Consider the following 14,185-nt stretch of genomic DNA (forward strand, 5'->3'; position numbering starts at 1 on the left):
GCTCTACCCGTCCTCATTCACCATTGCAAGCAGAAGACCATATGATATTATCAGGAATGTTATCAAAGACAAGGAAGTTGTTCATCGGGGTATTATTGTTGGCGGCAACGCAGGCGCCTGCACAAAACATCAGTAATCTGCCGGTGGTAACCAAAGCCCCCGCAGCAGTTACTACTGCTCCCCTGATCCTCTATATCACCGGAGATGGGGGTATGAAAAAATTTTCCGCCAATGTGATAGAGTCTTTCCATCAGAAAAATTATCCGGTGGTGGCGTTAAATGCCCTGAAGTATTTCTGGAATAAGAAAACGCCGCAGCAGGCCGGCAAAGATGTTGCCGCCCTGATTAAAAGTTACCAATCGCAATGGTCCAGCAATAACGGTGTTGTGTTGATTGGTTATTCATTAGGGGCAGATGTTATGCCTTTTATTTACACCAGCTTGCCGGTAGAAGTGGCGGCGGAGGTAAAGCATATGGTGTTGCTGTCTCCTTCTTTAACCACCGACCTGGAAGTACATGTATCTGATATGCTGGGGAAATCCAACAATAAGGGCATGAGTGTCATTGCGGAAATGAACAAAATTTCCGGAAAACCCTTGTTATTGGTTTTTGGGGCAGAAGAAAAGGAGTTTAATTTTTCTGCGCTGAGTATTCCTTACCAGAAGCTGATACTTCCGGGCGGGCATGCTTATGACGAAGATGCCAATGGCGTAGCGGGGAAAATACTGACCGCTTTACATCCCTGATTTTTTATCTGCTTACATCGGTAGTTTATACCGCTTTTCCAATTCATTCCGGATGCTGCTGGTCAGCGAAATCCGCGCGGCGCCTATCATTACATGGTCGTGGTTTAGTTCTGTAATATGCCGGAGACTTATTACAAACCAGCGATGTACCCGCATAAATGCATTGGCGGGCAACTGGGATATGATCCAGTCCAGCGTTTCCGTGGTCACCAGCTTTTGATCTTCCAGGTGCAGGGTAATATGGTCATCCATGACTTCTATGTACTGCAGGTCCTTGTAAAATACTTTTTCGAGGCGATGTGCTGTTTTAAGCACAAAATACTCAGCTGCATACTTTGAGGGGCGGGCTATTCCTTCCATGTCTATGAGGTTATATATTTTGGTAAATACTTCGGTCAATGCTGTTTGAGTAAGGGGCAATTGCAAGAGTTCTACCGGCAGGTAATCAAAGCTGCCTGGCGGGTCGGAGTAGGTCATGACCATTACCGGTAATACATCCTGTTGGCCAGGCGGAGGTGGAAGTGGATCGTCGTAGCATCCAACCAGCAGCACGTCTATCACCTGGGCATCCAGCCATATGCGGGCTTCCTTCATAGTTTGGTAACGTCCTGCGAAGTAAACGTATGGGATTGCAGACAAAAAAGTCTCCAGCTCCCCGAATCCTTCCGGGTCATTGCCTAAAATAATACAGTTTAGTACCATAGCGCTGATTTTGATTCATTACGGCTACGAAAATACTCTCCAGTCAGTTGCCCGCGGGCACAGAAGATTAAAGTTAAAGCAGGTGACTGAATAGAGACCCGCGTATTATCTAAAATCTAATCTAAACCGCGTTATGAAAAAAGAAATATGGTTCGCATAATACTTTATCAAAAGCTGACAATACTTTCCGATAAAATTGGATTTATTTCAGGAGGGAACCGTTAATCCAATGTTAAGTATTATGGAAAAAGAAGGTGGACAGTTAAAGTGATTGTCGCAAGGGGCAATAACTTTCCTGTCCACCACTTCAGGGAGGCTTACATAAAAGATCTTTTCGCAGTTGTCTCAGCAACTGTATGAACAGATCTAAGGCCCGAAGGCGGGCGTGTCGTGGGCGCAGGGGAGCTAACGGGAAGGCCGGTTAACTGGCCGGTGCGCGGACCATGTTTACCAGATGTGCAGGAATAAAAGTAACATCGTACTCACGGTGATCAGATTTTTCGAGAACCTGACATTAAATCCACCTTTTTCAGAGTAGTAGTAACTTTCTTTGTACCGGTCGTACTCAATGGGAGCACCTAACTCCTTCATCATTTTGAGGAATTCATAGAGTGTTCTTTCGGAAATACGAAGCCGCTTGGCTAACTGAGCGGGCTTACCGGTCCCTTTGATCCTGATGAGGTAATCAATGGTCTGTAGTCTGTCAAAATAACGCTTTGGCATGTGGCATAGAGGGGTCTTAACGGTTATTTACTGAATTTACGGAATGTGTCTTGATTAAACCAGCATTCTCATATATATATTTAAATGTAAATATTAAGAGTCTGGTTTAAACGGGTTTTTCAAAATCCGGCTGCATGGCAATGGCGCTGATGCGATCTATCTGCGGACATTTTATTAAACGTTTCCCACATTGTTTTATTGGCGTTAGACCCCAAAAAATTACTCACTGCAATAATGCGTCATAGATAATGTTGGTAAGCGCCGTTCCGTAGTCCATAGCGGGATCCGGCGGCCTGGTAGCATATATTTTTCCATTCTTTCCTACTACAATTAATGCAGGATACCTACTGATATTATACTGCGTTAATACCTCCTGATGTTGTGCATCCAGAGAGAGTAACCACCCCGGCAATTCCTTTATGGTGGCTCCATTACAGCATATATTCACAAATGAAACAGTACCTTCTGTGAAGCAGTTTTTCATCTCTGATAATATCTTTTCCAATGAATCACTACCATTGTAAAAGTGCAACAGCACTACCTTTCCGCTGAATTGCTGCAGGCTTATCATCTTTCCCTGCTGATCAGGGAAACTAAACGGCGGCGCAATGCTACCCTTGCTGATGCCTTTCCTTGATCGCCCGTAAAGCTTTCCTATGGCCTGCCTGCAGGCATCATCCTGTGCAATGGACAGGTAATCTTTCACACACCACTCCTGCTCTTCCTGTTGATTACCTGCCGCAAAACCGAGCGTGAGTGCATGTGCCAGCAGCTTATCCCGAAACCGGCCACTGTAATGCATTTTAATCCATTCATAGATGGCCCGGTTATTACATTCATACCGGTGTTGTATAAAATAATCAGCTTCTGCTTTTTGCAGCAGGTAACTTAAATAACGTATAGACATGGCCGTTGTATCCAACTGGGTAACCGATGGCAATGCCGGTAGAATATCCTGCTGATAAAACCGTACCTGCCGTTCTTCCAGTGTACTATCCGGCGATGGGGGTAACTTCCATAAAGTACTCACCAGTTTGGCGGCTACTTCTCCCTGTACGTGCGCCTGCGCCAACGCCCAGGTAACTGCGGGTATACTATCGCGGTAGGCTGCCAATACCCGGTCACCTGCCTGCAACTGCTGCCGGTACACCGTTGCCAGCGCCGTTGCGGTAGCTTGCAGCGGTAGCGGGATCTGTGCCTGTTCCCGTCTTGCTTTATACACCCCCCGGTTCACTACCGCTCCCCTGCCGGTAAATACCATACTGTCACCCTGCATGGTGATATGTATACTATCACCTTCCCGGATCAGGCCATAGAACTGGTATCCGCTACCGGCATCTGCATAAAAAAACACCTGCCTGCCAACAGACAGCGGCAAACGGAAATAAAAAGAATCTTTCTTTAATAAGGTATCCTGCGTAAATGCAAGGGAAACACCCGGGTCGTACCACCAGGATAACGATACATTACGCACCGGCCGGTCCACCACCTTGCCTGCAATCACAGTGGGCGACTGTGCGGCTGCAGATCCTGCCAGCCCTATAAATACGCAGCATATACGCAGTAGCTGCCCTGGTATAAAAAAATGCATAAAAAGGATTTTAAAATGGTAAAATCCCCATGGTAAACACCATAGGGAGATATGATTCACAACGATAGTAAATGAAAACATGATGTATATATCGACGGGTATAGTCGTCTCATACACCAACTCTGTGCAGCAATGTTAAGGGGAATAAAAGACTGAAGTGTTAATAGATTCTAAACAGTTAATACGGTGTCCGCACTAAATGTTAAACCAATACACCAGTTTGAGCACCAGCGCCCTGTTTTTTACGTAAAATGGCTCCGGGAGGTAATTGTCCGTATACACAATAAAAAGGTCAGAAGCGGGCCTGTAACGCCATTGAAAGCGGGTATTCAGGTTCATGTTCTTCTGCTGCCCGTTGTACTGCATAAACCCGGTAAAAAACAGGGTATTGGTCATGGTGACATCCAGGCGGGGCCCCACCAGCCAAAACGAATTAGTACCCCATGGCTTTGGCAGGTTGATATAGTTATAGTTAGCACTCAGCGCAATGCTCACATAAGGCTGGAAACGGTATCCCAGCTCTGTATTTGTCATCAGCCGGGTTCCGTCGGCGTAATAACCACCATAACGAGCCGATAACGCATAGGTAAACAACGACTGCGGCTTGGATACATAATCCACTCCCACGGTATTCCAGTTATGCTGAGAGCCGGTGAGCAGGCTATCCTTGCGGGTATTGGTAGGATCAAAAGGTTGTAATAACTGAATGTAGGTGTTGGAGGCCCATACATTCAGTGTATTCCGCTTACGGAATACAATTCCATAGTTCAGGATCGTTTCATTGTCTGTACGATGCAGGTCCTTTTCATCAAAAAACCAGGTACTTGTAACCTGTGGTCCATGACTCAGCACCTTTCCGGATAAAGGGAAAAACAAGTGAGTGATCTGCGGCACTATTTTCACATAGCCCTGCCGGGGTACATATCCTACTTCTGCATTATAATTTTTTCCTACATACTCGTGCTGCCAGCTAATATTCCATTCCTTGCTGGTGTATTGCAGGTTGGCGGCGTGGGCCACGTCGTGCCCGCTTTTGCCAGGGCTATACGATTTCAGGAACATGGCTTTGCCGGTCCAAAAGTTATTGGAGGAAGCCAGGTTATACTCCAGCCCCATATTCCGGTTATACTTATTGTATACCGGCTGATCGGTCACTTTCGACGGATCATAATTCACCGATTCTTTATTGATAAAAATAAATCCAAGGTTGGAGCGGGAAAACACACGGCGCTGCAAAGCCGCTACCGTAAAGTTCTGCGCGGGTAGCCCTGTTTCTTCCTGTCTGCCCGTTTGCATATTCATTACCCCCAAGCGCCAGTCCTTATTGATCTTTCCACTCAGCCTGGCGCCAAAACGAATAGGTACGCCTCCCAAACCAATGCGGCGGGAAAAGAAAGGACGTATGGTAGAATAACCAAAATTAGACATCTGGTCGCCATTCTCCAGGAAGAACTGCCGCTTCTCCGGATAAAATAATTCAAACCTGTCCAGGTTTGTCACCTGCTTATCCACGTCTACCTGCGAGAAATCAGGGTTTACGGTTAAGTCGAGGTTCAGGGAGGAAGTAACCGCTACTTTCGCATCCAGCCCGGCATCACGGCGCCATTTTTCAGATGTTCCCTTTTCATAGTCTTTGGAAATGCCTCCCAGTAAATAAGGGATCAACGATACATTGGCGCCGGCTTCCGGCGGTGCGGCATCCCATACCAGGTTACCCGTATAGGCCAGTGAGGCGGTGGCAAACTGCCGTGGTACTGGTGCCCAGGCCGACTTCTCCGTTGTTTTCAGGTCGTTGCGGCTAAAGTTAATCCCCCACCTCGTGATCCCTTTTTTATAACGAATGGTTTTAAAAGGAATCGATGCTTCGAACACCCATTTATCCGGATAATTTTTCACTACAGAAGTCCACTTATTATCCCAGCTCAGATCCACTTTTCCTCCATCATACATCAGCCCATCCCACTGCGCACCGGCGGCATTGGCGCCGAAGGTAAAGCCATTAGTCTGGTCGTCGAAAGGATCCATAAACAACAGGAAGTTGTCATTCTTTAAAAAAGCAAAATCCCTGCGTAATGATTCCACCATATAAGGCCCATCTCCCATGGTATAATTCTCTACCAACAGGTAAATATTTTTATCATCGTAAGTCATCCGTACATCTGTACGCAGTCGCGCCAAACTGGTATCCATAGGCAACACCATGTGAAATTGCGTCGTTACATCCGCCTGTTGCCAGGCAGCCTCATCGATCACACCATCTATCGTTACCGGCGAAATCGCTTTACGCATCTGCAATTGATAGGATTCGTTTTTCTTTTGTGCTACTACGGAAATGCCTAACAAGCTACAACAAAGTATCAGTGGAATTGTACGAAACATCAGGTTGTTATGGGTTTAGCAAACAAAATACAAAAATGAAAAAAGGGAGAAAGGAAAAAGGGATGAGTGGAGATAGCCGCTAGCCTTTAGCCATTAGCTTTTAGCAAAAATGCAGCGAAGAAGATATCTCCGCTGCATTTTTGCTAAAAGCTAACTGCTCTAAAGTTTATTATTCTTCATTTGTGTATCCGCTACCGGCACCTTCACGGTAGTGGTTCTGCTGCTGCGTCCGCGGGGACTGAATACTTTCAGTTTCACCACTTTTCCACCAGCGGCTACCGGTGTAGTGTATAACGGGCTTTTCAGCGTAGGTTCTTCACCGTTAGTAGTATAACGGATCTGTAAACCGGGCATCTGCACGTTGGCGTTAAACACACCATTTTCCACAGCTACTCCAGCAGTTGGAATACGCCAGTTAAAGCCACCTCCGTAGTAATCCAGCCGGGGCATTTCACGTTTACCCATTACGTTGCTGAATACGCTCCAGGCCTGGGCATACAATGCTTCTGCTTTGGCCGGATCCTTCTCGGTAGCCCACGCCGGATCCTGTGCCCACGCCCGTTCCGACAGGCCCAGTAATTTCGGTAACATCATATATTCCATGCGGTCAGAGCTGGTCACCGTTTCGCTCCATAACAAGCCTTGTATACCAGGAATATTGGAAGCACCGAAACCAGTGAGCCGATCTTTTCCTACAAACATGTCTTGTGTTACCGGGTTACCTTTACCATCCACTTTTTGATTTTTGTAGTAGTCGAAAGGAATGAAATAAAATGGCTTATCCACATCTACGAAACCGCCCCAGTAATAGCCTGGTTCATCAAAAGATTTCATGTAAGCCATATCGAAATAGAAGTTGCTCACACCAGACAACACTACTTTGTAACCAGCGTTGGCCAGGCGATAAGATAAGTCTTCCTGTCCGCCACCGATCACATTATTCCATACATTCAACTGGAAGTTATCGTTCACGAAATCAGGATTCGGGATGCTCTGTGCTTCTCCGGCCAGCGACGTTTTACGCATACCGGCTTCTTCCCAGCCTGCAACGGTGAGGCCGCGGGCTTTCAGCAAGTCATTCACTTTGCGGTAGTAATAGTACCACAGATCATTCACACCGGTAATGGATTTGTCTTGCTGCATCAGTGCAATGCAGGCAGGTGATTTTTCAAACACGCCACCAGGCACTTCATCGCCACCCATATGCACCTGCGTGAGTGGTGCGCCTGCTTCTTTATACATGGCCTGTAATTCTTCCAGTACTTTATCCAGGAAACGATAAGTAGAAGGTAAAGCAACATTCATCACGTTGTCGCTCCAGGCTTGCACGGATTGGTATTCAGATTTATCCTGCAAATCGGTCAGTAAATATTCGGTAGCTTCCTGTTCTTTACCGGCTGCTTTCAGCCGATAGTAGCGGGATTCCATTGATTTAACGGCAGCGCGTGCGTGACCGGGACTTTCAATTTCAGGCAGTACGCGTATATGCCTTGCCGTTGCATAGCGTAATATTTCGATAAAGTCGTTGCGGGAGAAATGACCGGTACCAGCGGTGTTGGTGGTATCGGGACCGGAGCCATAAGAAGGTGGTAATATATCTCTCCAGGTGGTACTATGTCCGCGTTTGGCACCTACTTGTGTCAACTCAGGCAGAGAAGGTATTTCCACGCGCCAGCCTTCATCATCGCTGAAGTGGAAGTGTAATACATTCAGCTTATATAACGCCATCAGATCAAGGATACGCAACATATCCCGCTTGTTGTGGAAGTTGCGTGCCACATCGATCATGAAGGCACGATACCCAAAACGCGGTTCATCGGTTACTTCCACACCAGGGATGGTAACCGATTTCTGTACGGCAGACCAGGCGGCAGGTGCAATCAGTGTTTTCAGTGATTGAATGGCATAGAAAGCGCCGGCTTCAGATCCTGCTTTAATAACAATGCCCTGGGGGCTTACTTTCAAGCTATATCCTTCGTTGTGTTTACCTGCAACGGAAGCATCATAGGTCAATGTAGCGGAGAGCGTGCCGGGAGTAGCGCGTTTACCCAATAACGCCTGCAGTTCTTCTTTCAGCACATCTGCGCTGGCAGACAACTGCGGATCGGCAGTAATGATGGGCAATGCATTCAGTACCAGGTTATTGCCGGTAGCGTTATAAGTTACCGGTGTAGGAAATACCAGTGGCAATTGCGAAGCTGGTATATCTTTTACAGCAGCATTCTGTTTAAATATATCCGTTGGGGTTACTACGGCGGTTTTGTCGCCGGGATAACGCATCAGTTGTTTGGCAGTAGTAGAAGGTCGGATACTATAATCTTTAATCAGCAGTCCTTTCTCCGGTTGGTTTTCCCAAACGATATATAAACCGGTAGGTGCATCTGTAAAGTTTACGGCCCAGGCGTCACCGGCAATCGCCAGTTTCAGTGAGTCACCGGGAGCAATACCATTGAAGCCTTCAGCAGGTACAAAACGGTACAGGTCACCGTTGATGTGTTCTACTTTCACGTGGCCGGGTAATTCAGTGGCAGCCACTGTTCTGATAAAGTTGAAATATAGCTGCCACCCTTTGGCAGGGAATGGCTTGTTGGCAGTATTCACCAGTGTAAAGGCCGACAGGAAGTTGTCCTTTCCCTGGTAGTGGTTTTCTACCACTTCCCAACTGGTTTTCAAACGGGCAACGTCGTAGGGAGTTTGTTGGGCCTGCACACCTGCTACGGTATTGAATAACAGCAAACCAGTTGCTACCAGCTTACCAAGATAGTTGTATCTTTTCATGTTGTGGATTAATTAAAGAATTGGCTTAGGTTGAAAGATAATAAATAAATTTAAAAACTAGCAGTTGATTCATTTGATATGCTGAATTTTGGGATGAGCGGAGAGATAGAAAATGTTTTGACGCAGATATATTTAACAAATTTATCTGACCTGCGTTAAGTAGATTTATGGGAATGAAGAAAAACAGGTAAGGAAGTATTCAACTATCTCCCCTAACAGGGAGCATCAAAAAATTACAAAAATCAAAGTCCATGGTTAAAGCATTTATCGGATTTTCAGTAGTGAGCCTGGCAGCGATCATTGTGCTCGGCTTATTTTTCCCCTGGGTGTATTGGCTGCTGATCCTGGTAGTACCTATTGTTATTATGGGTATACTGGATATGTTACAAACGAAACACGCCATTATCCGCAACTACCCCATTGTAGGCCGTGCGCGTTACTGGATGGAAGCATTGCGCCCCAAAATTTACCAGTATTTTGTAGAAAGTGATATAGATGGCAGCCCGATTAACCGGGTAGACCGCTCCACCATTTACCAGCGGGCCAAGCGTGAGCTGGACTCCCAGCCGTTTGGTACCCAGTTTAACGTGTATGCAGAAGGTTATGAGTGGATGGCACATTCCATTCAACCGCAGAATTTTGATAACCTGGAGAAGGATCCCCGGGTAGTTTTTGGTGGGAAAGACTGTAAACAGCCTTATTCTGCCAGCATTCTCAATGTAAGCGCCATGAGTTACGGTTCGCTGAGTTCCAACGCTGTGCAGGCTTTAAATGGTGGTGCTAAAATCGGGAACTTCGCCCATAACACCGGTGAAGGCGGTATCAGTGATTTTCACCTGAAGCAGGGCGGTGATATTATCTGGCAAATAGGCACCGGCTATTTTGGTTGCCGCACAGAAGATGGCAATTTCTCGGATAGTCTTTTTGCAGAAAAAACGGCTCTTCCACAGATTAAAATGATAGAGCTGAAAATTTCACAGGGTGCTAAACCTGGCCATGGGGGGATATTACCGGCGGCTAAAAACACACCGGAAATTGCAGCTATCCGTCATGTGAAACCACATACTACCGTGTTCTCTCCTCCTTATCATAAGGCGTTTGGTAGTCCGCGGGAAATGATGTTGTTTATTCAGCGTTTGCGTGATCTCAGCAATGGCAAACCCGTAGGCTTCAAACTATGTATAGGCCAGCCACGGGAATTTTACGCCATTTGTAAAGCGATGGTAGAAACGAACATCTTCCCTGATTTTATCACCGTAGATGGTGGAGAAGGCGGTACTGGTGCCGCACCACCGGAATTCTCCAATTCCGTGGGGATGCCACTGATGGATGGACTCTCCTTTGTGCATGATACCCTCACTGGTTTCAATATCCGTCATCATATGAAGCTCATTGCTTCCGGCAAAATCCTCACCGGCTATCATATACTCCGGGCAATGGCGCTGGGCGCCGATACCTGCAATAGTGCACGCGCCATGATGATGGCACTGGGCTGTATACAGGCATTGGTATGTAACACCAACAAATGTCCTACCGGTGTTGCTACGCAAGACAAATGGCTGTCGGCAGGTCTGGTAGTAGATGATAAAAAACATCGTGTAGCCAATTATCACCGCGACACGATAGAAAGCGCCATAGAACTCGCTGGTGCCGCAGGCTTACAGAAACCACACGACATTACCCGCCGGCATATTTTCCGCCGTGTATTTATGAATACCGTAAAAACTTTTGAAGACATTTACCCCAGTACCCTACCTGGCGCTTTGCTCAATGGTCAGATGCCGGAACAACTGAAAAAAGAAATGGATACAGTGGGGATAGATAACTGGTAAAGAGCTGAAAGCATAAAGCTGAAAGCAAAAAGCCATTGAGGCGATTGATCGAAGCGGATTCATATTCGCGAAGATCAATCGCCTCAATGGCTTTTTGCTTTCAACTTGTTATTAGGCGCTTATGCTTTCGGCTTATACAGCGCCAATGCATTTTCCCTGCATATCTTCGCTGCAATATCAGCAGGAAAACTATCCAGGATCAGTTGCAGGTCTGAAGCCGCAAATGGGCGTGGTGCACGGGTAGATGGCAAATCAGTACCAAACAATAATGCGCCGGCGTTAATAGCGCTGATCTGTCGCATGGCAGTGAGTACATCAAAGTCGCAGCGACTGAAACCCGTTGCTTTTACCCTCGCGCCTTTTTCTACCAGCGGCAATAAATATTTGAATCCTGCTTTAGACAGTCCCAGGTGGTCGATGACTACAGCGGGGAGTTTATGCAAAGTGGTGGAGATTCCTGGCAGCTGCCGGGAATCCACATATAATTCCACATGCCATTTTACGAGGTCATATACACGTAAGCCGAGCGTTTCCAGGTGCTTTACGCTTTCGGAGCCACCACGCTGTACATTAAAGCGCACGGCGCGTACGCCGGCATCGTGGAGGGCTATAATTTCTTCATCTGTTGTGCTGGCGGGGATCTGTGTAACGCCCACATAAGCGGGGCCTAATTGTTTCAGTGCTTCCAGCAAATACGATTGATCAAATCCCTGGAAAGAACCGGATACCACCGCTCCGCCTTGTACATTCAGTGTTTTCACCTGTTGCTGGTAATCTGCTACGGAAAAGTCGGCCGGTAAAAATCCCTCATTAGGTTGCAAGGGGAACCGGTGATCAATAATATGTAGGTGTGCATCAAATACGGGCTTATCAAACATAATCTCATCGTTGTTGTTACAGTACACAAGCTACTGAAAATAGCTGAAAAAGGAGAGCAGAAAGCAGAAGGTATAAAGCAAAAAACCACCGAAGCGGAGACATAAGCGACAAAATTTAACTTTATTCGCTCGAATCTCCGCTTCGGTGTTTTTTTGCTTTATGCCTTCTGCTTTCTGCTCCTGGTTATATTTCCATCGCGCCGGCTGCTGCTTCATCCACAAACCAGTGTAATTCACCTTCTTCTGGTCTGATCAGTTGAGAAGGGAACTTTTCGGCATCAAAGGTACCTTCAATGACATTTTTCAGGGTGATCGCTTTGTTAGCGCCGGTGGTGAGAAATAATACGCAGGCAGCCCGGTTGACTACAGGAGCTGTTAAGGTAATGCGATACATATTCTGTGCTTCCAGGAAGAAAGCCTTTACCCAGGCCTTTTGCTCGTGTACTACGGCTGTACCGGGAAACAGGGACAGGGTATGTCCATCATCTCCCATACCTAATAATACCAGGTCAAAGGTGGTATCTTCTTTCCCAAAATATGATTTCAGTATTTTTTCATATTCTTCAGCGGATGCTTCCGGTCCAATATCGGTACGCATTACGTGGATATTTTCCGGATTTACCCCTACTTTATCCAGCAGTTCGAGGTAAGCCATGCGGGCGTTGTTCCGTTCATCATCAAACGGTACATCTCTTTCATCTCCCCAGAAAAAATGGATTTTCTCCCATGGAATCACCATGTTATAGGGCGCTTTTGCCAGCAGGCTATATAATTGCTTAGGCGTATTGCCTCCGGATAATACGAACGTAAAACGCTCCTGTGTTTGTAATACTTCGAGGATGTAGTTGCTGATCCATGCAGCTACGTTTTCACTCAGTTGCGCAGGATCTTTGGCGATATGTAGTTCCATAAGAAGAATGGAATTACGAATTACGAATTACGAATTACGGATTTGTGGGTAGATAGTAAACGCGAATATTCCTGCTACAATCTCCACACAAATCCGTAATTCGTAATTCGTAATTCGTAATTCTTATTTAGTCGGTAAATTAATCCAGGTATGACCATCACGGGCTACGAGTGCATCTGCATCATCGGGGCCCCATGAATCCGGTGCATAGTTCGGGAAGTCCTGCGGGGTGCGGTTTTCCCATGTTTCCAGGATAGGCATGATTACTTTCCAGGCTGCATCTACCTGGTCGCCACGCATGAACAGGGTAGCATCACCTTCCATTACATCCAGCAGCAATGTTTCATATGCTTCCGGTGCATGTTCGCCATTGGCGGCGTCGTAGTTGAAGGTCATATCTACCGGGTCCAGTGTCATGGTCTGGCCGGGGCGTTTTGCCTGGAAGCGGATCCTGATATCCATTTCCGGTTGAATGCTGATGGTGAGCCTGTTAGGGCGCCATGTTTGTGCAGCTTCTATCGGGAAGGAATAAGGAGGTGCCTCCTTGAAGGTGATAATGATATTGGTAGCTTTCTGGTGCAGGTATTTTCCGGTACGTACATAGATCGGAACACCCTGCCAGCGCCAGTTATCGATATAAAATTTCACCGCAGCATAGGTATCGATGTTGGATTTGGGATCTACCCCTTTCTCCTGGCGATAACCTACTACCTGGCTGCCTTTCATCCATCCGGCAGAGTATTGACCACGTACCGCATGTTCATGCACCTTATCAGGTGTAATGCGACGGATAGCGTTCAATACATCCACTTTCTTGTTACGCACTTCGTTGGCATCGAAAGATACGGGAGCTTCCATGGCGAGGATGCACATGATCTGCAGGATATGGTTCTGTACCATATCACGCAGGGCGCCTGCTCTTTCGTAGTAACCGCCCCTACCTTCCAGGCCCACGCTTTCAGCAGCAGTAATCTGGATATTATCGATGTAATTGCGGTTCCATACCGGTTCAAATAATGCGTTGGCAAAACGGAAAGCCAGGATATTCTGGATGGTTTCTTTACCGAGGTAGTGATCGATACGATAAATCTGTTCTTCCGTAAATTTCTTTGCCAGCAGCTCATTCAGTTCATGTGCGCTTTGCAGGTCATGACCAAATGGCTTTTCCACCACAATACGGGTGCAATGTTTATCGGAGCAGAGGTTCAGCTCACCCAGGCGGGTAGCGATATTGGGAACCAGCTGCGGCGCAACTGCCAGGTAAAAAATAACGGTAGGATGTACGCCCCACTCAGCTTCTTTCTGTGTAACAAAATCAGTGATTTTGCTATAGGCAGCCGGATCTTCGGCGTCCATCTGCAGGTAAGAAACGTGGTTGCTGAAATCTTTCCAGTGACCATTCTGCTCTCCCTTCCGACGGGAAAATTTACTGATCCCTTCCAACAGGTGGTTGTTATAATCTTCGTTGGAGTAAGGGCTGCGGCCCAGGCCAGCAATAGCAAACTGCTCGGGCATCCAGTCATCTAAAAACAGGTTATATAACGCAGGCGTTAGTTTCCGGTAGTTTAAATCGCCACTGCCTCCGAAAATAAAGAGAATGGAAGCAGGTGGGCGTTTATGGATCTGCATAAATTTAATTGAAGATG

At 46.7% G+C, this 14,185-nt stretch carries 10 protein-coding genes; 2 read left to right on the plus strand and 8 right to left on the minus strand.

Going from position 1 to position 14,185, the window contains the following annotated elements:
- The first annotated feature begins 56 nt into the window (after nucleotides 1-56).
- Complete coding sequence (locus J7623_RS05440) at nucleotides 57-746, plus strand: AcvB/VirJ family lysyl-phosphatidylglycerol hydrolase (RefSeq protein ID WP_291918125.1); 690 nt, start codon at nucleotides 57-59, stop codon at nucleotides 744-746.
- Between the two features lie 12 nt (nucleotides 747-758).
- Here the strand turns inward: J7623_RS05440 and J7623_RS05445 are convergent, their stop codons facing one another.
- The 5 genes from J7623_RS05445 to J7623_RS05465 form a co-directional block, all read right to left on the minus strand.
- Complete coding sequence (locus J7623_RS05445) at nucleotides 759-1,448, minus strand: LytTR family DNA-binding domain-containing protein (protein WP_291918127.1); 690 nt, start codon at nucleotides 1,446-1,448, stop codon at nucleotides 759-761.
- Between the two features lie 447 nt (nucleotides 1,449-1,895).
- A complete protein-coding gene (locus J7623_RS05450) occupies nucleotides 1,896-2,171 on the minus strand; it encodes an HTH domain-containing protein (RefSeq protein WP_133808462.1) in 276 nt (91 codons plus the stop codon).
- A gap of 223 nt (nucleotides 2,172-2,394) precedes the next feature.
- The gene (locus J7623_RS05455) at nucleotides 2,395-3,762 is read right to left on the minus strand and encodes a peroxiredoxin (protein ID WP_291918134.1); all 1,368 of its coding nucleotides are present in this window, start codon (nucleotides 3,760-3,762) and stop codon (nucleotides 2,395-2,397) included.
- A 195-nt stretch (nucleotides 3,763-3,957) separates the two neighbouring features.
- Nucleotides 3,958-6,141 (minus strand): DUF5916 domain-containing protein, encoded by a 2,184-nt coding sequence (locus J7623_RS05460; RefSeq protein ID WP_291918138.1) that lies wholly within the window; start codon nucleotides 6,139-6,141, stop codon nucleotides 3,958-3,960.
- A gap of 159 nt (nucleotides 6,142-6,300) precedes the next feature.
- Nucleotides 6,301-8,919 carry a family 20 glycosylhydrolase gene (locus J7623_RS05465; protein ID WP_291918141.1) on the minus strand — a complete coding sequence of 873 codons (2,619 nt, stop codon included), beginning with the start codon at nucleotides 8,917-8,919 and terminating at the stop codon, nucleotides 6,301-6,303.
- 251 nt (nucleotides 8,920-9,170) lie between these two features.
- Between J7623_RS05465 and J7623_RS05470 the strand changes: the two genes are divergently transcribed.
- Nucleotides 9,171-10,751 (plus strand): FMN-binding glutamate synthase family protein, encoded by a 1,581-nt coding sequence (locus tag J7623_RS05470; protein WP_291918144.1) that lies wholly within the window; start codon nucleotides 9,171-9,173, stop codon nucleotides 10,749-10,751.
- Between the two features lie 119 nt (nucleotides 10,752-10,870).
- Here the strand turns inward: J7623_RS05470 and J7623_RS05475 are convergent, their stop codons facing one another.
- The 3 genes from J7623_RS05475 to zwf form a co-directional block, all read right to left on the minus strand.
- Nucleotides 10,871-11,629: an amidohydrolase family protein gene (locus J7623_RS05475; protein ID WP_291918148.1), complete on the minus strand. Its 759-nt coding sequence runs from the start codon at nucleotides 11,627-11,629 to the stop codon at nucleotides 10,871-10,873.
- Between the two features lie 184 nt (nucleotides 11,630-11,813).
- Nucleotides 11,814-12,539: a 6-phosphogluconolactonase gene (pgl, locus tag J7623_RS05480; RefSeq protein ID WP_291918152.1), complete on the minus strand. Its 726-nt coding sequence runs from the start codon at nucleotides 12,537-12,539 to the stop codon at nucleotides 11,814-11,816.
- Nucleotides 12,540-12,662: 123 nt separating this feature from the next.
- On the minus strand, nucleotides 12,663-14,168 hold the full coding sequence (gene zwf / locus J7623_RS05485) for a glucose-6-phosphate dehydrogenase (RefSeq protein ID WP_291918153.1): 1,506 nt from the start codon (nucleotides 14,166-14,168) through the stop codon (nucleotides 12,663-12,665).
- Nucleotides 14,169-14,185: the final 17 nt, after the last annotated feature.

The sequence above is a fragment of the Chitinophaga sp. genome, from assembly GCF_017745275.1.
Taxonomy (GTDB): Bacteria; Bacteroidota; Bacteroidia; order Chitinophagales; family Chitinophagaceae; genus Chitinophaga.

Bases quoted from the DNA above. Each gene is read 5' to 3' on its own strand.
- J7623_RS05455 (WP_291918134.1), bottom strand. From the start codon at position 3,762: ATGCATTTTTTTATACCAGGGCAGCTACTGCGTATATGCTGCGTATTT.
- J7623_RS05470 (WP_291918144.1), top strand. From the start codon at position 9,171: ATGGTTAAAGCATTTATCGGATTTTCAGTAGTGAGCCTGGCAGCGATC.
- J7623_RS05450 (WP_133808462.1), bottom strand. From the start codon at position 2,171: ATGCCAAAGCGTTATTTTGACAGACTACAGACCATTGATTACCTCATC.
- J7623_RS05465 (WP_291918141.1), bottom strand. From the start codon at position 8,919: ATGAAAAGATACAACTATCTTGGTAAGCTGGTAGCAACTGGTTTGCTG.
- pgl (WP_291918152.1), bottom strand. From the start codon at position 12,539: ATGGAACTACATATCGCCAAAGATCCTGCGCAACTGAGTGAAAACGTA.
- J7623_RS05445 (WP_291918127.1), bottom strand. From the start codon at position 1,448: ATGGTACTAAACTGTATTATTTTAGGCAATGACCCGGAAGGATTCGGG.
- J7623_RS05440 (WP_291918125.1), top strand. From the start codon at position 57: ATGTTATCAAAGACAAGGAAGTTGTTCATCGGGGTATTATTGTTGGCG.
- zwf (WP_291918153.1), bottom strand. From the start codon at position 14,168: ATGCAGATCCATAAACGCCCACCTGCTTCCATTCTCTTTATTTTCGGA.
- J7623_RS05475 (WP_291918148.1), bottom strand. From the start codon at position 11,629: ATGTTTGATAAGCCCGTATTTGATGCACACCTACATATTATTGATCAC.
- J7623_RS05460 (WP_291918138.1), bottom strand. From the start codon at position 6,141: ATGTTTCGTACAATTCCACTGATACTTTGTTGTAGCTTGTTAGGCATT.